Genomic DNA, 18,665 nt, shown 5'->3' with positions numbered 1-18,665 from the left:
CATGCATCCGCGAGGTTCGCGGCTTCCGTAGATGAGGTCCGCCATGTTCCGCAGCGCACTGATGCTCGCCTCCGTGTTGTCGCTGTCCGCGACCGCCGCCGAGCCCACCTCCGCGAAGAGCTTCGTCTTCAACGACCCGAATGGCCGCGACACGGTCATGTTCGTGTTGGACGCGCCCCTGGAGGTCATCAACGGCCTGTCCAACCAAGTGAAGGGCCGCGTGGAGGTGAAGGATCAGAAGGCCTCGGGCCGCTTCCAGGTCCCGGTGAAGTCCATCAAGACGGGCAACGAGACGCGCGACGGACACCTGCAGAATGACCGTTGGCTGGACGCGGCGAAGTTCCCGGACATCGTCTTCGAGTTCAAGGATGTCGCCCTGCCCGCGCCGCTCGCCAACGCGAAGCCGGTGACGGTGAAGGCGAAGGGCACCTTCAGCATCCACGGCGTGACGCACGAGGAGCCGGTGGAGGTCACCGCCACGTACCTCCAGGAGACGGCGGAGACGAAGCACCGCGCCGCCGGAGAGCTCTTGCGCGTGCGCGCGAAGTTCCAGATTCCCGTGGAGGCCTACGGCATCAAGCGCACCGAAGCGCTGCTGCTGAAGGTGGGCGAGAAGGCGGAAGTCACCGTCGACGCCTGGGGCTCCACCCAGTTCAAGCCGTAACTGTTTTTCACCGTCGTAGTCACACACCCCCGCGGTACGAAAGGAAGCAACACATGAACGTCAAGGCTCTGGCAGCGGTTGTCGGCACCCTCTCCCTCGGTGCGCTGGCCACCGGCTGTGCCTCCACGAAGGGCGCGGAGGGCACGCAGGCCGCTTCGTCCGAGAAGGCCGCCGAGGCCAACTGCAGCGCGAAGCCGGCCGAGGCGAAGGGCGCCGAGGGCAGCTGCAGCGCCGCGGCCCCCGCCGCCACCACGCCGGAGAAGGGCGCCGAGCACAGCTGCGGCGCGGGCTCCTGCAGCGGCAAGAAGTAGTCATCGCCAGCGGAGGGCCCGGAAGCCGGGTCCCTCCCTCGCTCGCGGGCGGTGGGAAGACTCCTTCCTGCCGCCCGTGTTGTTTTCACCTGCCATTCCCCGTTCCTGAAGGCCCCGGCCCAGGAGGCTTCACGCATGTCCCCCCGCTACTCACACCGCCATGGGTTGAAGCCGCTGGGCGCGGGCATCGGACTGCGTCGCGACTTCTATGAAGCGCTGCCGCGCACGCCCCGGAAGCTGGACTGGGTGGAGATCATCCCGGAGAACTTCCTGTCGCTGGGGGGCCGCTCCCAGCGCGCGCTGGATGCGTGCCGCGAGCGCTGGACGCTGCTGCCGCACGGCGTGGGGCTGAACATCGGCGGGCCGGATGCGCTGGACGACGACTACGTCACCCGGCTGGCCGCGCTGGTGAAGCGCCTGGACGCGCCGTTCTTCTCCGACCACCTGTGCTACTCGCGCCTGGGCGGGGTGCACCTGCATGACCTCTTGCCGCTGCCCTTCACGCCGGAGGCGGTGGAGCACGTGGTGCCGCGCGTGCGCGAGGTGATGGCGCGCGTGGAGCGCCCCTTCCTTCTGGAGAATCCCAGCTACTACGCGGCCATGCCGGGCGGCACGCTTGAGGAGGCGGACTTCCTGCGCCAGGTGGTGGAGGCCGCGGACTGCGGGCTGCTCCTGGATGTGAACAACGTCTGGGTCAACGCGACGAACCACGGATACGATCCGCGCGCCTTCGTGGACGCGCTGCCCCTGGAGCGCGTGGTGCAGGTGCACCTGGCCGGCCATGACGTGGGGGAGAAGGTCCTCATCGACACGCACGGCGACCGCGTCTGCGACGACGTGTGGGCGCTGTACCGCTACACGCTGGAGCGCACCGGCCCGGTGTCCACGCTCATCGAATGGGACCAGGGCATCCCGTCGCTGGACGCCGTGCTGGACGAGGCGGACCTCGCCCGGGTCGCGCTGGCGGAGGCGTCGCGATGAAGCCGGAGTTGAAGCACTTCTTCGACAGCATGGAGGAGTACCTCGCCGGGCCTCCTGGCGCGGAGGGCCTGTCGAAGCTGTCCGCGTCGCACCCGGGCTGGGACGTCGCGCCGGAGCGGATGGCGCTCTATGGCCAGTTCGTGCGCGGCCACGTGCGCTCCACGCTGGAGAAGCTCTTCCCGCTCACACGCAAGGCGGTGACGCCCGCCGCGTGGGACGCGCTGGTGGAAGGCTACACGCGCACCCGGCCCGCGCGGCACTACGAGCTCAACCGGCTGGGCGAAGGCTTCCCGCCCTTCGTCGCGGACGCCACCCAGGCGCAGGGGCTGCCGCCGTTCCTGCCCTCGCTGGCGCGCTTCGAGTGGACGGACTTCGCGGTGTTCGCCTCCGAGGAGGTCATCCCCGAGCGCGTGACACAGCTCACGCCCAACCCCACGCTGGCGGTGCTGGAGCAGCCCTACCGGCTCTGCGCCTTCGTGCGCACCCGGGACGGTGCCCCGCCCGCCGAGGGTGACGAGCTGGCGCTCCTGTGGCGCCACCCGGAGGCGCTGGTGACGTACTACATGGCCGCCACGCCGCCCGCGCTGCTGGTGCTGAAGATGGCCGTGGAGGGCCTGTCCGAGGAGGCCGTCGCCCAGGCCACCGGGATGGCCGCGCCGGATGTCCACGCGGAGGTGGTGCGCTTCGCGAAGGACGGGCTGGTGCTTCGTCCGGTGGAGTAGGGCGGCCCTTGAGGGACGTTGGACGTTGCCCTCCAACAGGAGGCGGGCGGGCGTGACGCTTCGCGCTGGCCTCCAGGGGCCGGTCGGGGGGAAGAATGGGGGACGTCGTCTTCCACCGTGAGGTCCCCGCCATGCGCGTCATCAACTTCAACGCCGGTCCCGCCGGTCTGCCCCTGCCGGCCCTCGAGCAGGCCCGCGACGAGCTGCTCGACTTCCACGGCACCGGCATGTCCGTGATGGAGCACAGCCACCGGGGCAAGGACTACGAGGGCGTCCACGACGAGGCGGTCGCGCTGCTCACGGAGCTCTTGGGCATCCCGGACACGCACCAGGTGCTGTTCCTCACCGGCGGCGCGTCCCAGCAGTTCGCCCAGGTGCCGATGAACTTCCTCACGCCGGGCGCCTCCGCCGACTACCTGATGACGGGCGTCTGGAGCGAGAAGGCCCTGGACGAGGCGAAGTTCTACGGCTCGCCCCGCGTCGCGGCGACCACCTTGCAGGCCGACAAGCGCTACCAGCGCGTCCCGAAGCAGTCCGAGCTGCAGCTCGACCCCCAGGCCGCCTACGTCCACCTGACGAGCAACAACACCATCTTCGGCTCGCAGTGGCACACCTTCCCGGACGTGGGCCGCGTGCCGCTGGTGGCGGACATGAGCTCCGACTTCCTGTGGAAGCCCACCGACGTGAGCCGCTTCGCGCTCATCTACGCGGGCGCGCAGAAGAACCTGGGGCCCTCCGGCGTCACGCTGATCCTCGCGGCGAAGGACTTCATCGCGAAGGGCCGCAAGGACATCCCCAAGTACTTCCGCTACAGCACCCACGCGGAGAACAACTCGCTCTACAACACGCCCCCCACGCTGGCCATCTACCTGGTGCGCAACGTGCTCGCGTGGGTGAAGGGCCTGGGCGGCCTGCCCGCGCTGGAGAAGCGCAACCGCGAGAAGGCGGACGCGCTGTACGGCGCCATCGACCGGAATCCGGGTTTCTACCGGGCCCCCGTGGAGCGCGAGTCCCGTTCAGTGATGAACGTCGTGTTCCACCTGCCCACCGAGGAGCTGGATGCGGCCTTCGTCGCGCAGGCGAAGCAGTCCGGGATGGTGGGCCTCAAGGGGCACCGCACCGCGGGAGGCATCCGCGTGTCGCAATACAACGCGGTTTCGCCGCAGGACGTCAAAACACTGACGTCCTTCATGGATCACTTCGTGAAGATGCACGGGTAGGCTGCCGTCGACATTGCGCAGGACAACCTGGAGGCATTCCATGAAGAAGACGCTGACCGCCGTGCTGCTGTCGCTGACCCTCGCCGCGCCCGTGATGGCCAAGGAGATCGCCGGGGTGAAGTATCCCGACACCGCGACGGTGGACGGCAAGGAGCTCAAGCTCAACGGCGTTGGCCTGCGCAAGAAGGCCATCTTCAAGGTCTACACCGTGGGCCTCTACCTGGAGACGCCGTCGAAGGACGCCGCCCAGGTGCTCAACGCGGATGAGATCAAGCGCGTGCGCATGTTCATGAAGCGCGACCTGAAGAAGGAGCAGATCACCGAGGCCATCGAGAACGGCTTCAAGAAGAACGCCGGCGCGAACCTGCCCAAGCTCCAGGCCCGCCTGGACGCCTTCAAGGCCGCCATCCCCGCGGAGATCAAGGAAGGCGAGGAGCTGATCCTCACCTACGTGCCGGGCAAGGGCACCAACGTGCACACGAAGGAGAAGTCCATCGACGTGGAGGGCAAGGACTTCGCGGACGCGCTCTTCTCCGTGTGGCTGGGCAAGGACCCCGTGGATGACGGCCTCCGCGACGGGATGCTCGGCAAGGACTGACCTTCCGCGTTGCTCGCAGCCCTGACGCCCCGCGAGGGCCCTCCCACACTGGAGGGCCGTCCGCGGGGCGTCGTCGTTTCCGCGGAGCGGGCCGATTGCTTCAATGGTGGACAGCGCGGGGCGTCATGGCCTTTCGCGTGCAGTTGCCGCTGGAATGCCCTGGCAGGTCGGGCGTTGATGCGCGCCGAGACAACCCACCCCCCGTTCGCGTTGGAGAACGTTGTGAAGCGTCTGGCCCTGTTCGCTGCCTCCTGTGTCCTTGGCGTCGCCTGCAAGACGGCGGAGCCCACCCCCGAGCCGTCCCGGGCCTCCTCGCCGGCCCCCGTGGCCGTCTCCGCCGAGCCGTCCCCTGGCACCGCCCCCGCGGAGCCCGCTGCCTCCACCCTCCCCCCGGGCGAGCGGCCGATGCCGCCCGGCCTGGACGCCGAGGTGATGGACCCGTCGGCGAACCCCTGTGACGACTTCTACGCCTACGCCTGTGGCGGCTGGCTGAAGACCACGGAGATCCCCGCCGAGCGCGCGCGCTGGAGCCGGGGCTTCGAGACCGTGGCGGAGCGCAACCAGGCCGTGCTGCGCGACATCCTCACCCGCGCCGCGGAAGGCAAGGGCGACGCCTCACCGGACGACAAGCTGCTGGGCGCGTACTACGGCGCGTGCATGGACGAGCCGCGGTTGGAGAAGTCGCTGCCCGCCCTGCGCACGCACCTGAAGAAGCTCACCACGCTCAAGAGCCCTCAGGACGTGGCGTCGGCGGTGGCGTGGCTGCACGCGCGCGACGTGAACGCCATCTTCCGGGTGACGTCGGATCAGGACCAGAAGGACTCCACGCAGGTCATCGCCGTGGTGGACTCGGGCGAGCTGGGCATGCCGGACCGGGACTACTACCTGAAGCCCGACTTGAAGATGCGCGAGGCCCGCGCCGCCTACCAGGCGCACGTGCAGAAGGTGTTCGAGCTGTTGGGCGACGCGCCCTTCATGGCCAGCCGCAAGGCCACGGGCATCCTCGCCATCGAGACGCGGCTGGCGTCCGCGGCGCTCCCCAAGGAGGAGCGGCGGGAGCCGGAGAAGGTCTACCACCGGCTGGAGCGCCAGGGCCTGAAGAAGCTGGCGCCCGCGTTCCAGTGGGACACGTACTTCGCGCAGGTGGGGCTGCCCGCGGGCGAAGCGCTCAACGTGACGCAGCCGAAGTACTTCGCGGAGGTGTCCGCGCTGGTGCGCCAGCAGCGGCCCTCCGACATGGGCCCGTACCTGTCGTACCAGTTGGTGAAGAACGTGCAGACGGCGCTGCCCAAGGCGGTGCGCGACGAGTTCTTCCGCTTCGAGTCCACGGTGCTCACCGGCGCGAAGGCGGACCTGGCGCGCTGGAAGAAGTGCGTGGAGGCCACCGACGACGCGCTGCCGCACGCGCTCGCCCGGCCCTTCATCGCGAGCACCTTCGGCGCGGAGGGCAAGGCCACCACCCTGGACATGGTCCAGCAGATTGAGCAGTCCTTCGAACGCAACCTGGGCACGCTCGCGTGGATGGATGCGGACACCCGGGCGCAGGCCCTGACCAAGGTGCGGAAGATCACCAACAAGATTGGCTACCCGGACCAGTGGCGCAGCTACGCCGGCCTGGAGATTCAACGCGACTCGTTCCTGGACAGCTTCCTGGCGGCGGACGCGTTCGAACAGGCACGGCAGCTGCGCAAGGTGGGGCAGCCGGTGGACCTCACCGAGTGGTTCATGTCGCCGCCCACGGTGAACGCCTACTACAACGCGGCCACCAACGAGATTGTGTTCCCCGCGGGCATCCTCCAGCCGCCCTTCTTCAACCGGGACGCGGCGGCGCCGGTGAACTTCGGCGCCATGGGCATGGTGGTGGGCCACGAAATCACCCACGGCTTCGACGACGAGGGTCGCCAGTTCGACGCGGACGGCAACCTGCGCACGTGGTGGACCCCGGCGTCCGACAAGGCCTTCCGCGAGCGCGTGGCGTGCGTGCGCCAGCAGTACGACGGCTACACGGCGGTGGACGAGGTGAAGGTGAACGGAAAGCTCACCCTGGGGGAGAACGTGGCGGACCTGGGCGGCCTCAAGCTGGCGTACGCGGCGATGGAGGCCTACCTGGCGAAGCACCCGGACCAGGCGGCGAAGGCGACGTCGTACCGCTTCACGCCCGGGCAGCAGTTCTTCCTCGCGCACGCGCAATCGTGGTGCTCGAAGATTCGTAATGAAGCGGCGAGGCAGCGGGCGATGACGGACTCACACTCGCCCGCGTTCCTGCGCGTCAACGGACCGGTGACGAACCTGCCGCAGTTCCAGCAGGCGTTCTCCTGTCAGGCGGGGACGAAGATGGTCGCGCCCGCTGCGAACCGTTGTGAGGTCTGGTAAGGGCTTCGGCCCTGTTACCGGGAGGACGGCATGTCAATCTGCTCGTGGCTGGTGTTGGGTGGTATCGCGGGATGGCTGGCCAGCATCATCAAGGGCACCAATGCCCGGATGGGGATGTTCGCCAACATCGTCGCTGGCATCGTGGGTTCGATGCTGGGGGGCGCGGTGTTCAGCTTCTTCGGAGGCGCTGGCGTGACGGGTTTCAACCTGTACTCGCTGCTGGTGGCCACCGTGGGCGCGGTCATCCTGTTGTCCATCCTGCAAATCATCCGGAAATAGCCCGCGCCTAGAAGAGCGACAGTTGGGGCGAGGTGGATGGACGCGTCGGACGCCGGAAGGTGTCCGGCGCGTTTTCCGTCACGGAGGAGGCGCGCATGCCCACCTTGCGCGCCGACGTCGCGAAGAGCTGGTGGATGGCCTGCGCGTACAGGCCTTCGCCGCGCATGCGGTGCTTGAAGCGGCTGTCGGTGAGCTGCCCGCCGCGCGTCTCGCGGATGCGGTGCAGCACCCGGTCCGCGCGCAGGGGCAGCTTCGCGCGCAGGCGCTCCTCGAACACCTGCTGCACGGGCCCGGGCAGCCGCAGCAGCGTGTAGTGCGCCCGCGTGGCGCCGGCCTCGCGCGCGGAGGCGAGCACCCGCGCGATGTCCTCGTCGTTGAGCCCGGGGATGATGGGGGACACGGACACCGCCACGTCGATGCCGGCCTCCGAGAGCTTCCGGATGGTGCCCAGCCGCCGCTTCGGGGTTGCGACGAGGGGCTCCATGGCGCGCGCCAGCTCCTCGTTGTGGAAGGGGAGGCTGATGCTCACGGTGAGTCTGGCCTCACCGGCGAGCCGCTGGAGCACGTCCAGGTCGCGTTCAATCAGCACGCCCTTGGTGATGATGCCCACGGGGTTGCGGTACTCGGCGCAGACCTCCAGGCACCGGCGGGTGAGGCGCAGCGAAGCCTCCAGGGGCTGGTAGCAGTCGGTGACGCCGCTGAAGACGACGGTTTCGCCCTTCCAGGACGGGCGCTCGAAGGTTTCGCGCAGCAGCTCCGGGGCCTGGGGTTTGACGACGAGGCGCGTCTCGAAGTCGGTGCCCGCGCCGAAGTCCAGGTACTGGTGCGTGGGCCGCGCGTAGCAGTAGGCGCAGGCGTGGAGGCAGCCCCGGTACGGGTTGACGCTCCAGGTGAAGCACACGTCGGGGCTGTCGTTCTTCGACACCACCGAGCGGCTGTGGTCCTCGTAGATCTCCAGCCGGGCCGGAGGGATTTCGTCCAGGTACTCCACCGCGGTGCTCGCCCACGGGTTGGGCGGATTGTCGACGGGACGGGGCTTCACCGGCCCACGGTGCGACTGAATGCCCGTTCAGTCAAGGTGCGAACCCTCGCCCCGTCCAACCCGCCCCCGGCACATTGGGAATGCCGGAGGGGGCGAGGAGCGGCTCAGCGGTGCGAGCCGTAGTACGTCTTCCGGGTCTTGAGCTCCGGAACGCCAGCGTCGGCTCCGGTGAGCTCGGCGGGCCACAAGCAATTCCTGTCGACGCCATCGAGACATCTCCCGTTGTCGTCGTGCGTGATGGCGGTCATCACGGCGGAGATGATGCCGTGGCGGCACAGGTCCTTGTACTCCTCCGTGGAGTCGGGCTTCTTCTTCACCTCCTCCAGGCTGTACCAGAACCGGATGTACCACTCGAGCGCCCGGGTCACCTTGGCATGTCCCGCCGGGCTGAACAGGGTCCAGACATCCACGTGGGGGACGGGCGTGTCACGGTTGACGCCGAAGTGGGCCGCCACCCCCGCGGTCATGGCCGAGCAGCGGTCGCTGAGATACTTGTGAGGAGCGTTCGCGTGCGCGATGGCCACCGCATCCTCGATGCGGCCCGGGCCCGCCGCGGGAACCTTGAAGGTCGTGTAATCGCGCAGGCTCACCGCGCCGCCGACGCCGGGCCCGACGCCCGTGTCCATCGCGTACCCACCCACCTTGTACATCGTGTACAGCGACCAGACGTTCTTGGCATTGACGATCTCACGGATCCGCGTGGCGGAAGTCGCGGACGCTCCGATGGACGTCTCGATGATGTGTTTGACCACCAGGTCGATGTCCCAACTGAAGCTGGACCACACCCAGTTGATGCCTGATTGCACCAGGCCACTCCGGCTGCCGCGGCGCACGCCGACGTTCTTGTTCAGGAACGTCTCGATGCCCCGCACCTCGAGCTTCTCGCGATTGTGGACGCTGAAGTTCGAGCCCTTGAAGTAGTTGCGGTAGGCCCAGACATGCGCGTCGAGACACCAGAAGTTGATGACGTAGCCTGAGGCCTGAGCATCACTGCGAGCCTTCATCAGGGCTTTGGGTCCGCCGGAGTCCCTCGCGTCGAAAGTCGGGGGACCGAACCACGTGTAGTTGACCTCCAGCAGAGCCATGGTGCCGCCTCTCGAACCGCGTGGGCCATTCACTCTGGCCCGCACGCGGCGGATTGAGTGCGTCGTAATACACCGCCACGCGGACGGACACGAACCGGACAGAGCGCATTCGAAGGTGTTCGTTTTCACCCGGGCTCGATGTCTTGACGCGTGGGCCGTGGAATCTCTTGCTTCGAGGCGGAGTCCTCGGAGGGCAACGCAGGGCCTTCGGCGATTTCAGCGCCGCCAGCAGGACGTGTCCGCGTGCCAGCCGGTGCACACCGTGCAGCCCGCTGCGCACGGGAGCGGTAGCGCTCCCGGAGGACGCGGCCTGGGTATGGCGGTTGCTACCGGGGGCGGCATGTCCCTCCGCCCCCTGCTCCTCCTCTGCGTCCTCGCCGCGTCCGTGGCCCGCGCCGATCCCCTCTTCCATCTTTGAGCCCGGAAGGGGCTGCGCGCTTCAGCGCAAGGTCGCCCGGCCGCCGCTTTGCTCCTGGGCTCAAGGAGCGACCGGGATAGGGTCCTCCGCTGGCGACAACACAACCCGTCGAAAGAGACCGCGTGGCTGGACACGACATTCGCATTGATGACGCAGCACTCCCCGAGACGGCGCGTGCCCCGCATGCGGGCCTCACCCTGTTCGCGCTGGCGATGGGCGGCTTCGCCATTGGGACGACCGAGTTCGCGTCCATGAGCATCCTGCCCGCCTTCGCGGCGGGGCTTCACATCGACGAGCCGACCGCCGGACATGTCATCAGCGCCTATGCCCTGGGCGTGGTCATCGGAGCGCCGGTGCTGGCGGTGCTGGGCGCGCGGATGTCCCGTCGCATCCTGCTGATTGCCTTGATGGCCCTGTTCGCCGTCGCCAACGGGCTCAGCGCGCTGGCGCCGACCTACGGCTGGATGCTCGCCTTCCGCTTCCTGAGCGGGGTGCCGCACGGCGCCTACTTCGGGGTCGCGGCGCTGGTCGCGGCCTCCGTGGTGCCGCGAGCGCGTCGCAGCCAGGCCGTCTCACGTGTGCTGCTGGGACTGACCATCGCCACGGTGATGGGGGTGCCGTTCGCCAACACGCTGAGCCTGTTGCTCGGCTGGCGTTGGACCTTCGCCACGGTCGCGGTGCTGGCGGTGCTGACCATGGTCCTGGTCTTCGCCCTGGCGCCGAAGGATCCGCCCCATCCGGAAGCCAGCCCCCTGCGCGAGCTGGGCGCCCTCAAGCGTCGTCAGGTGTGGCTCACGCTGGGCATCGGGGCCGTTGGCTTCGGAGGCATGTTCGCGGTCTACGCCTATCTGGCCTCCACGCTGCTTGCCGTCACGGGCGTCAGCGCGGAGGTCATTCCGGCGGTGCTGGGTGTCTTTGGCGTGGGGCTCACCGTGGGCAACCTGTTCGGGGGCTGGGCCGCGGATCGCTTCCAGATGCGCGCGGCGGGCGGCCTGCTGCTGTGGAGCGCGGCCTCGCTCGCGCTGTACCCGATGGCGACCGCGCACCTGTGGTCCATCACGCCCGTGATCTTCCTGGTGGGCTGCGGAGGTGGGCTCAGCTCGGTGTTGCAGACGCGGCTGATGGACGTGGCGGGTGAAGCGCAGACGCTGGCCGCCGCGCTGAACCACAGCGCCTTCAACGTCGCCAACGCGGTGGGGCCGTGGCTCGGAGGCATGGCCGTGGCGGCCGGACTGGGCTGGCCGTCCACGGGATGGGTGGGCTGCGCTCTGGCGCTGGGCGGCTTCGCCATCTGGCTGATGGCGTCGGTGGACCCCCAGGGGAAGCTGGAGGAAGTACCGCAGGCGTGAACCTGGTCAGGGACGGCCGAAGCTACCGCAGCCCCTCTTTCCAATGTATCGCCCAATCCATCCCGTCAGGCCGTTCGCCGATATTGAGCCGGCCACCGATCTCCAACTTCTTCAAGCGGTCCAAAGCTCGCGTCCGTTCGGCGAGACATCGAAGCCTTCGCTTCCCTTGCCTGCGGGGATGCTGGTTTGAAGCCAGCCCATCTGGGGTTTCGCACCAGGAAGTGGGGCGCCTATCGGAGGGATGGGCGGCGGCAGGAGCAGGTTTTCAAACACACTCACGGTGCCTGAATCCACGTTGGTCGCGAAGACGGTCTTCTGAACGGCGGCAACGGAGATCATGTGGGTTCGGTTCTGGCCGACGCCCATGATCCAATCGATCTTTCGTTCCTTGGGATCATACCGACCGATGGACTTGGCACCTTCAGCCGTAAACCAGAGCTTCCCATCGACATAGGCGAGCCCATGCGGACCGAGCATCGCGCCCGTGTCGATGGAGTCGAGTGCCTTTCCCGCCACCAGGTCGATCACGTTGATTTCGTGAAACCGCCCGCTGCCCGTATTTGAAACATAGGCGGTCGTCCCATCCCTATTCCCGTGAGAGGACCCCACTACAGCTTCATGCGCTTGAACACCGGCTCCGGGATGCTGCGGATGATGAGCATGATGAGCGCCCAGAAGCCGGGCACGTAGACCTCGTTCTTGCGCCCGTCCGCGGCCTTCAGCAGGCCACGCGCCACCTGCTCCGGCGAGGCGAAGAGCTTGTTCTTCGGCACGTGCGCCGTCATCGGTGTGTCCACGAAGCCGGGCTTCACCGTCACCACCGCCACGCCGGACTTCGCCAGCCGGTTGCGCAGGCCCTGGAGGAACACGGTCAGCGCGCCCTTGGACGCGCCGTACACGTAGTTGCTCTGCCGGCCGCGGTCTCCCGCCACGGATGAGATGACCACCAGCGTGCCGGCCTTGCGCGCCTCGAAGGCGTTGGCCAGCGCCGTCAGGAGCGACGCGGCGGAGAGGAAGTTCGTGCGCAGCACCACCTCCGCCGCCGCCCACGAGCGTTGGCTCTCCTCCTGGTCGCCCAGCACGCCATGCGCCAGCACCGCGCCGTCCAGCCCGCCCAGCGCATGTGTGGCCTGCTCCACCAGCGCCTCATGTTCGGCGCAGTCGTTCAGGTCCAGCGCCCGCGACTCCACCTTCGCCGCGCCGCGCGTGGCCGCGTCCTGCGCCACCGCCTCCAGGCTCCGTGCGTTGCGGCCTACCAGGTACAGCGACGCCCCGCGCGCGGCGAGCAGCCGCACCGTGGCCTGGGCAATGGCGCTCGTGGCGCCGAGGACAATGACTTTCTTCATGGGAGAGCGTGTACCTGTTCAGCGAAGGGCGAGCCGGGGCAGGGGCTGCGCGGCGTCGCCGGTGTGCCCCTCCAGCGAGGGCTGGGGCAGGGATGAGGCCGGATTCACCCGGCGCCAGAACGAAGAGGAGAAGGCGGGGTCGACGTGGCGCGCGAACCGCTCGCGCTCGGGGAAGTACGCCGCGAAGCTCTCCGGGCTCATGCGCGCGTCCTTCGCCGGGTACACCGCGCCGCCCGCCTGACGCGTCACCCGATCCAACGCCTCCACCAGTCGCCACGTCTTCTCACCGCGGTTGGCGAAGTCCATGGCCAGCGTCACGCCCTGGCGCGGGAAGGACATCCATCCGGGCGAGGGAAGGTCGCCGAACGTCTTGAGCACGGACAGGAAGCTGGGCAGTCCGCCGCGCGCGCTGCGCTCCAGGATTTCCGTCAGCGCTTCGCGCGCGGTGGCGTAGGGCACCACGCATTGGAACTGGAGGAAGCCGCGCCCGCCGTAGATGCGGTTCCAGCCATGGATGGCGTCCAGCGGGTAGAAGAACGGGTCGTAGTGCGTCAGCCGCTGCTTCGGCTTGCCCGACTGGCGGTGGTAGTAGAGCCAGTTGAACGCCGACACCGACAGTCGGTTGAGGCAGAAAGCCGGCATGTCCATGGGCACCGCGAGCCCCGCGCCGTGCGACAGGTGGCTCTTCGCCAGCGGCAGTCCGTCGAACTGCGGCGGCGCGAAGTTGCCCCGGTAGAGCAGCCCGCGTCCCAGCTTCCGCCCGCGCGCCAGGCAGTCCACCCACGCCATGGTGAACTCGTGGTCCGCCTCCGAGGCGCGGGCCACCTCCAGGAAGGCGTCCAGGTTCTCGAAGGGGATCGTCTCCTGGAGGATGTATGGGTTGCTGATGGGCTTGAACTGCACCTCCGCCCAGGTGATGAGCCCGGTGAGTCCCAGCCCGCCAATCGTCGCGCCGTACCAGTCCGGGTGTTCGTCCGGCGCGCACACGCGGCTGCTGCCGTCCGAGCGCACCAGTTCGAACCTGCGCACGTACCGTCCGAAGGTGCCGCCCCGGTGGTGGTTCTTGCCGTGCACGTCGTTGGCGATGGCGCCGCCCACCGTCACGTACTTGGTGCCCGGCGTCACCGGGAGGAACCAGCCCCGAGGCGCCGCCAGCCGCAGCAGCGTGTCCAGCGACACGCCCGCCTCGCAGCGCACCACGCCCGTGGACGGATTGAAGTCGATGAGCCGGTCCAGCCCCCCGGTGAGCAGCAGCGTGCCGTCCGCGTTGAGGCACGAGTCGCCGTAGCTGCGCCCCAGGCCGTACGGCAGCAGGGTGCCCGGGAGCGCGGGCAGCGCGTCCGTGCGCCACACCAGCGGGTGGGTCCGTTGCTCGACTCGGGGGAAGCGTCCCCAGGACTCCGGTGCCTTCATCGTGCGGGCCTTCTCATGTGGCGGTCCACAGCACCAGCGCGGCGACGAGCCCCACCGCGTAGCTCACCCGGTCGCGCAGCGCGAACACGAGCGGGTCCTCGTTCACGAGTCCCCGGTGCGCCAGCACCCAGACCCGGCCCACCCAGTACAGCATCACCGGGCACAGCAGCCACAGCCGCTCCGGGTGGGCGTAGAGCGCGGTGACGTCCCGGCTGGTGATGTAGAGGGCGAGCACCAGCACGGACACCTGCCCGGCCGCGGCGCCCAGGCTCGCGAGCTGCTCGTAGTCCTGCGCCAGGTAGCCGCGTCCGTGAGCGGAGGTCTCGTTGGACAACCGCAGCCGTCGCACCTCGCTCAGCCGCTTCACCAGCGCCAGCGAGAGGAAGAGGAACATGCTGAACATCATCAGCCAGCTCGACGTGGGCACGGCCACCGCCAGCGCGCCGCCGAAGATGCGCACGGTGTACAGCCCCGCCAGCACCAGCACGTCCAGCATCATCACCTGCTTGAGTCGCAGCGAGTACGCCAGCGTCAGCGCGTAGTACACGCCCAGCAGCGCCGCGAACGCGAGGGGCAGGAAGGCCAGCGCCACCGCCGCGCCCGCGCCCAGGAGCAGCGGCGCCAGCACGGCCCCGCGGCTCACCGACAGGGCGCCCGACGCGAAGGGCCGCTTCGACTTGGTGGGGTGTCGCCGGTCCGACTCCAGGTCCAGCAGATCGTTGAGCACGTACACGCTGGAGGCGCACAGGCTGAAGGCCCCGAAGGCCAGCAGCGCCTGCGCCAGCATGGCCGCGTCCGCCGCCTTGTGCGCGGCCAGGAGCGGCACGAAGACGAGCGCGTTCTTCGCCCACTGGTGCACGCGCAGCGCCTTCACCCAGGGGCGCAGGCCCTGGCGCGGGGCCTCGAAGACGCGGTGCACCGGGCGGCCCAGCCCCTGCACCTGGCGCAGCACCGCGGGCGGGGCGTGCACCACCACCACCTGACGGCACTCGCGCCACAGGGGCACGTCCACGGCGTCATTGCCCGCGTAGTCGAAGGTGCCCAGCGCCTCCTTCAGCCGCGCCAGCTTGCGCGCGCCCGACAGGTTCACCTGGCCATCGCTCGCGTACACGTCGTCGAAGAGTCCCAGGTGCGCGGCCACCGCGTCGGCGATGCGCCGGTCCGCCGCCGTGGCCAGCACCAGGCGACGGCCGCGCGACTTCTCCTCCCGGAGGAAGGCGAGCAGCGGCTCGTGGTACGGCAGGTGGGACGCATCCAGCGCGGCCCTGCGCGCCACCTCGGCCTTGAAGAAGGCCTTGCCCTTGAGCACCCACAGGGGCGCGAGCAGCAGCAGCCAGGGCGCCCGCTTGAAGAGCACCAGCAGGTTTTCGTGGAGGGTGTCCGTGCGCACCAGCGTCCCGTCCAGGTCGACGGCGAGCGGGACGTTCGGATCATCGGCGAGCGGGACGTCGGGAGCGTCGGAACGACGGACGTCCGGAGCATCGGGGAGCGGGGCTTGAGGCAACATTGTGGGCAAAGGCGGGCATGCTAGCCGACGGCTTCGGGAGGCGCATGCCTCTTCGCGGGCCGGACTGGCTGCCTGCACGGGGATCCGTGTCTAGGGGGAATCCGGGCCGGGCGGCGCTCCGGCGGAGGGCGCTTCCTCGGTCACCCACAAGGCGAGCGCGGCGAAGGTGGCGATGACGGACCAGTAGAGGAAGCGGAAGTCGCAGCCAATGCTGATGACCAGATAGCTCAGCCCGTAGCCCAGCCCGGACAGCGCGGTGAACAAGGCGAGCGACCTGCGTCGCACGTCGCGGAGCGAAAGCACGGCCAGCAGGGTGAGCGCCCCCAGCCAGGCCCAGCCCCGGAACAGCACGGAGTTGCCCACGCGGTCCGCGGTGGCCCGCAGCGCCTGGTTCAGCCAGCCCTGATCCGGAAGGTGCAGCGCCCAGGGGTTTGGCTCGATGCGGGCCTGGAAGGGAAAGAACACCGGACTGTCGGTGGCCCCGATGAGGCGCCGGAAGGTCTCCCAGCGGTGGTGCGCGTACGCGGCGGGCTGCTGCCTGACGACGCGGGCCCACTCGCTCACCAGTGCGTCGCGCCGCTCGGGCAGGGAGCCCAGGCGGATGGGCCGCGCATCCGGCGCGCCCGCCAGGACGAACCCGACGTGGAAGGGCGAGTAGCTGCGCGCCAGCTCCACGGCGGAGGTGTCCTGCTCCAGGGTGGAGCCTGGGAACAGCTCGGGGTGCGCCGCGTAGATGCCCGCGAGGTCGAAGAGGAAGAGCTGGCCCGCGGCCCAGGCCTTGTGGGCGCCCAGCGCGCGGTTGACCAGGGACGGCGAGAGGGCAAGGCCGACCATGAGGCCCGTGAGCACCAGGGCCCGCAGCGGCCAGCGCCACGTCGGGCGCGACAGCTGCGCCACCACGGGAATCGCCAGGGGCAGGGTCGCGATGAGCGCGTTGTGACGCAGCGCCGCGCCCGCCATCATCAGCGCCAGCGCCCAGAACGGACGGCGGTACTTGAGCGCGGCCACCGCGCCGAGCAGCACCGCTGCGGTCATCACGTCCTTCCAGAGGGTGACCGCGAGCGCCCAGACGGTCGGCATGGCCAGGAAGGCCCAGAGGACGAGCACGCCCCAGCGCCCCTTGCGTGCATCCGGGGTCCGCACCAGGAGCGCCATGCTCCCGGCCATCAGCAGGAGCTGGCCCACGAGGACCAGCCACGGTGAGCCCACCAGCCTTCCGCTGAGGCCCAGGAGCCACGAGCCCAGGGGAGGGTGGACGTCATCGAAGGTGCCGCTGAGTCCCTGCGCGTACTGGTCGATGGTGTCGACCGACATCAGCCCCGGCTGGAAGGCCGCGTACAGCACCCCCACCCAGAGCACGACGCTGATGCGCAGCACCGTGTCCCGACGCGACGCCGCCTGTTGGACGACGTCCGGCGGCGAGGCGCGAACGGGCGCGGAGGGGACGTCCGGATCATGGGGTCGGGAGGTGTGAAGCCGCATGGAAGGGGGCGGCAAGCTAGCACGGCGCGCGCCTGGGCATGGCGCCCGCTTCCGGACGGGGGCCCGCCTACAGCAGGCCGTCCAGCCAGGTGAGCTGCGCGTCAATCGTCTCCGAGACGGCGAGCGGCTGCTCCGACGTGCTCGGGTCGGTGTACGGGTTGCCGATCTCCTTGTGCTGCCACTTCACCCAGGTCTGCTTGTACCAACCCCAGTCCAGGTTCGTGCCCGTGGACGGAGGCGAGGTGCCCGCGTACCCGGAGAAGGCGCGGATGCCGGTGGCCGGCGCGACCTCCTGGCCTCCCACCACCTGATACAGGTGCAGCCGCTCGCGGCGGGGGAACTGGGCGGGCAGGGGGGTGGCCCAGGCGCCGTAGAACGTGCCCCAGGGTCGCACGGGGTTGTTGATCTTGGTGTCCAACGTGCCCAGCTCGCCCTGGCTGTTCCTGCACACGCCATCCAACGACGACACGTAGACGGTGATGCCATCCAGCGCCGTGTTGGCGCGGAGCGCCTGGGCGATGCGCATCACCAGACACCCACCGCGGGAGCTGCCCGCCAGGTAGATGGACCGCGTCTCGGGGCGGACCTGGGCCTGGAGCCAGTAGATGAACCCGTTGACGATCCGCTGCTTCGTGTCGCTGTCGAACAGGTGGTCGAAGTTGTTGTCGTTGACCACGGACAGGTGCGTCTTGCCCGGAGGAAACCAGCCCAGGGCATTGAGCTTCATGGCCAGGGAGCGGCCATCCAGGAGCACGTTGGGGCAGGAGACGCCGTCACAGGACGCGTCCCAGTTGGAGGACTGGCCCGTCACGCCGCTGGAGTGGCCGCTGCTGGAGATCTTCTGCCCGGCGGTCATGAAGACGATGGCTTCGCGAACGCTCGGGGCCTCCACCTGGGCGATGCGGATGGCGTGGAGCGTGCTGTCGGAGGCGCCGGCCGCGCGGAACTGTTCGAAGCCCGGTGCTGGCTGGTAGGCGCCGGACGCGTCCTTGTAGACGACGCGCCGGGACACCACCGTACGGCTGCTCCCGTTGGGATAGGACAGCGCCTGGGATTGTGACTCCAGGGCCGCCTCGGGTTCCCCTGGTAACAAGGCTTCGGGCTCTGGCGGAGCACAGCCCGTGAGCGTGGCAACCAGCACCAGGGCGAGGCCTGCCCAGAGGGTGATGCGACGAGGAAAAGCAGCGGTGTGGACCATGGGGTGCTCCCGGATTCTGGAGGGGGCTGCGGGGAGCGCAGCGGGAGCCCATGTCAGGTCGGATCCTGGCTTTTCGCGAGTTGTTCGACGCTGAAAGGTGGCCCGAGGCCCGAAAACACGAAGGCCGGTAGTCCTGAGTTTCCTCAAGAACTACCGGCCTTTACGAGTGAGCGGCGGAAGGGATTCGAACCCTCGACCCCGAGCTTGGGAAGCTCGTGCTCTACCAACTGAGCTACCACCGCAGGCGAAGCGAGGCCCAAAGTAGGGGCGAGGCCCTGCCTTGTCAACGGGAAGAATCAGGGCCTGTCGAGTGCTTCCCCAAGTCGGAACGTCTCTCCGCACGCGGGGCATGGAGCGGTTCCTCCCAGACTTCGCAGCCATGCGGCGGTCCGGTCCTGCCCGTCACGGAGACTCCGCGCATGCAGCGCTCCGAGCGGGCTCCCGGCTTCCCCGGGAAAGGCTGGGGCGGGTGTCACGGGAAGGGGATGTGCATTGGACCCGGGGGCGACGTCCTCCATCGAGACACTCAATCCCGAGGCCTCGGCATGAAGGCACAGCGACGCATCACAGCTCGGACATCGCGTGATGAGTTCTCCGGCAGCAAGTTGTTCAAGCTGTTGCCCGAGGGTCCTCCACCCGGACAGCCCCGCCAGGGCCATCAGCAGGTAGAGGTGCGT

At 68.9% G+C, this 18,665-nt stretch carries 17 protein-coding genes and 1 tRNA gene; 9 read left to right on the top strand and 9 right to left on the bottom strand.

Going from position 1 to position 18,665, the window contains the following annotated elements:
• Nucleotides 1–43 precede the first annotated feature (43 nt).
• From OV208_RS31285 to OV208_RS31250, 8 genes are all read left to right on the top strand, one after another.
• A complete protein-coding gene (locus OV208_RS31285; protein WP_267577599.1) occupies nt 44–664 on the top strand; it encodes a YceI family protein in 621 nt (206 codons plus the stop codon).
• Between the two features lie 53 nt (nt 665–717).
• Nucleotides 718–975, top strand: a complete 258-nt coding sequence (locus tag OV208_RS31280; protein WP_120541992.1) for a hypothetical protein — start codon at nt 718–720, stop codon at nt 973–975.
• Nucleotides 976–1,110: 135 nt separating this feature from the next.
• Nucleotides 1,111–1,956 carry a DUF692 domain-containing protein gene (locus OV208_RS31275; RefSeq protein ID WP_267577598.1) on the top strand — a complete coding sequence of 282 codons (846 nt, stop codon included), beginning with the start codon at nt 1,111–1,113 and terminating at the stop codon, nt 1,954–1,956.
• Complete coding sequence (locus tag OV208_RS31270) at nt 1,953–2,678, top strand: DNA-binding domain-containing protein (protein ID WP_267577597.1); 726 nt, start codon at nt 1,953–1,955, stop codon at nt 2,676–2,678. The genes OV208_RS31275 and OV208_RS31270 overlap by 4 nt, the downstream gene beginning before the upstream one ends.
• Before the next feature lie 131 nt (nt 2,679–2,809).
• The gene (gene serC / locus OV208_RS31265) at nt 2,810–3,898 is read left to right on the top strand and encodes a 3-phosphoserine/phosphohydroxythreonine transaminase (protein WP_267578047.1); all 1,089 of its coding nucleotides are present in this window, start codon (nt 2,810–2,812) and stop codon (nt 3,896–3,898) included.
• Nucleotides 3,899–3,938: 40 nt separating this feature from the next.
• Nucleotides 3,939–4,496 carry a chalcone isomerase family protein gene (locus OV208_RS31260; RefSeq protein WP_267577596.1) on the top strand — a complete coding sequence of 186 codons (558 nt, stop codon included), beginning with the start codon at nt 3,939–3,941 and terminating at the stop codon, nt 4,494–4,496.
• Nucleotides 4,497–4,718: 222 nt separating this feature from the next.
• Nucleotides 4,719–6,869: a M13 family metallopeptidase gene (locus tag OV208_RS31255; protein WP_267577595.1), complete on the top strand. Its 2,151-nt coding sequence runs from the start codon at nt 4,719–4,721 to the stop codon at nt 6,867–6,869.
• A gap of 30 nt (nt 6,870–6,899) precedes the next feature.
• The gene (locus tag OV208_RS31250) at nt 6,900–7,148 is read left to right on the top strand and encodes a GlsB/YeaQ/YmgE family stress response membrane protein (protein WP_267577594.1); all 249 of its coding nucleotides are present in this window, start codon (nt 6,900–6,902) and stop codon (nt 7,146–7,148) included.
• A gap of 7 nt (nt 7,149–7,155) precedes the next feature.
• Here the strand turns inward: OV208_RS31250 and OV208_RS31245 are convergent, their stop codons facing one another.
• Both OV208_RS31245 and OV208_RS31240 read right to left on the bottom strand, forming a co-directional pair.
• Entirely contained in the window at nt 7,156–8,190 is a 1,035-nt protein-coding gene (locus OV208_RS31245; protein WP_267577593.1) for a PA0069 family radical SAM protein, read from the bottom strand.
• 104 nt (nt 8,191–8,294) lie between these two features.
• Nucleotides 8,295–9,275: a hypothetical protein gene (locus OV208_RS31240; RefSeq protein WP_267577592.1), complete on the bottom strand. Its 981-nt coding sequence runs from the start codon at nt 9,273–9,275 to the stop codon at nt 8,295–8,297.
• Nucleotides 9,276–9,815: 540 nt separating this feature from the next.
• On the opposite strand from OV208_RS31240, the gene OV208_RS31235 reads away from it, so the two are divergent.
• Complete coding sequence (locus OV208_RS31235; RefSeq protein WP_267577591.1) at nt 9,816–11,042, top strand: MFS transporter; 1,227 nt, start codon at nt 9,816–9,818, stop codon at nt 11,040–11,042.
• 111 nt (nt 11,043–11,153) lie between these two features.
• Here the strand turns inward: OV208_RS31235 and OV208_RS31230 are convergent, their stop codons facing one another.
• The 7 genes from OV208_RS31230 to OV208_RS31200 all read right to left on the bottom strand — a co-directional run bounded on the left by OV208_RS31230 (nt 11,154) and on the right by OV208_RS31200 (nt 18,230).
• Nucleotides 11,154–11,570 carry a YncE family protein gene (locus OV208_RS31230; RefSeq protein WP_267577590.1) on the bottom strand — a complete coding sequence of 139 codons (417 nt, stop codon included), beginning with the start codon at nt 11,568–11,570 and terminating at the stop codon, nt 11,154–11,156.
• 80 nt (nt 11,571–11,650) lie between these two features.
• Nucleotides 11,651–12,388, bottom strand: a complete 738-nt coding sequence (locus tag OV208_RS31225; RefSeq protein ID WP_267577589.1) for an SDR family oxidoreductase — start codon at nt 12,386–12,388, stop codon at nt 11,651–11,653.
• Between the two features lie 18 nt (nt 12,389–12,406).
• The gene (locus OV208_RS31220) at nt 12,407–13,801 is read right to left on the bottom strand and encodes an FAD-binding oxidoreductase (RefSeq protein ID WP_267577588.1); all 1,395 of its coding nucleotides are present in this window, start codon (nt 13,799–13,801) and stop codon (nt 12,407–12,409) included.
• Between the two features lie 13 nt (nt 13,802–13,814).
• On the bottom strand, nt 13,815–15,308 hold the full coding sequence (locus OV208_RS31215; RefSeq protein WP_267577587.1) for a UbiA family prenyltransferase: 1,494 nt from the start codon (nt 15,306–15,308) through the stop codon (nt 13,815–13,817).
• Between the two features lie 90 nt (nt 15,309–15,398).
• On the bottom strand, nt 15,399–16,790 hold the full coding sequence (locus OV208_RS31210) for a hypothetical protein (RefSeq protein WP_267577586.1): 1,392 nt from the start codon (nt 16,788–16,790) through the stop codon (nt 15,399–15,401).
• A gap of 67 nt (nt 16,791–16,857) precedes the next feature.
• Nucleotides 16,858–17,988, bottom strand: a complete 1,131-nt coding sequence (locus tag OV208_RS31205; RefSeq protein WP_267577585.1) for a hypothetical protein — start codon at nt 17,986–17,988, stop codon at nt 16,858–16,860.
• A 169-nt stretch (nt 17,989–18,157) separates the two neighbouring features.
• Nucleotides 18,158–18,230, bottom strand: a tRNA-Gly gene (locus OV208_RS31200).
• Between the last annotated feature and the right edge of the window lie 435 nt (nt 18,231–18,665).

Source organism: Corallococcus sp. bb12-1, from assembly GCF_026626765.1.
Taxonomy (GTDB): domain Bacteria; phylum Myxococcota; class Myxococcia; order Myxococcales; family Myxococcaceae; genus Corallococcus; species Corallococcus terminator.
This window is presented reverse-complemented; position numbering and strand designations above follow the sequence as displayed.

What these genes read in the sequence shown, in the direction of transcription:
- OV208_RS31250 (WP_267577594.1), top strand. Translation starts at nt 6,900, where the DNA reads ATGTCAATCTGCTCGTGGCTGGTGTTGGGTGGTATCGCGGGATGGCTG.
- OV208_RS31210 (WP_267577586.1), bottom strand. Translation starts at nt 16,790, where the DNA reads ATGCGGCTTCACACCTCCCGACCCCATGATCCGGACGTCCCCTCCGCG.
- OV208_RS31240 (WP_267577592.1), bottom strand. Translation starts at nt 9,275, where the DNA reads ATGGCTCTGCTGGAGGTCAACTACACGTGGTTCGGTCCCCCGACTTTC.
- OV208_RS31220 (WP_267577588.1), bottom strand. Translation starts at nt 13,801, where the DNA reads ATGAAGGCACCGGAGTCCTGGGGACGCTTCCCCCGAGTCGAGCAACGG.
- OV208_RS31275 (WP_267577598.1), top strand. Translation starts at nt 1,111, where the DNA reads ATGTCCCCCCGCTACTCACACCGCCATGGGTTGAAGCCGCTGGGCGCG.
- OV208_RS31215 (WP_267577587.1), bottom strand. Translation starts at nt 15,308, where the DNA reads ATGTTGCCTCAAGCCCCGCTCCCCGATGCTCCGGACGTCCGTCGTTCC.
- OV208_RS31225 (WP_267577589.1), bottom strand. Translation starts at nt 12,388, where the DNA reads ATGAAGAAAGTCATTGTCCTCGGCGCCACGAGCGCCATTGCCCAGGCC.
- OV208_RS31280 (WP_120541992.1), top strand. Translation starts at nt 718, where the DNA reads ATGAACGTCAAGGCTCTGGCAGCGGTTGTCGGCACCCTCTCCCTCGGT.
- serC (WP_267578047.1), top strand. Translation starts at nt 2,810, where the DNA reads ATGCGCGTCATCAACTTCAACGCCGGTCCCGCCGGTCTGCCCCTGCCG.
- OV208_RS31270 (WP_267577597.1), top strand. Translation starts at nt 1,953, where the DNA reads ATGAAGCCGGAGTTGAAGCACTTCTTCGACAGCATGGAGGAGTACCTC.
- OV208_RS31205 (WP_267577585.1), bottom strand. Translation starts at nt 17,988, where the DNA reads ATGGTCCACACCGCTGCTTTTCCTCGTCGCATCACCCTCTGGGCAGGC.
- OV208_RS31260 (WP_267577596.1), top strand. Translation starts at nt 3,939, where the DNA reads ATGAAGAAGACGCTGACCGCCGTGCTGCTGTCGCTGACCCTCGCCGCG.
- OV208_RS31285 (WP_267577599.1), top strand. Translation starts at nt 44, where the DNA reads ATGTTCCGCAGCGCACTGATGCTCGCCTCCGTGTTGTCGCTGTCCGCG.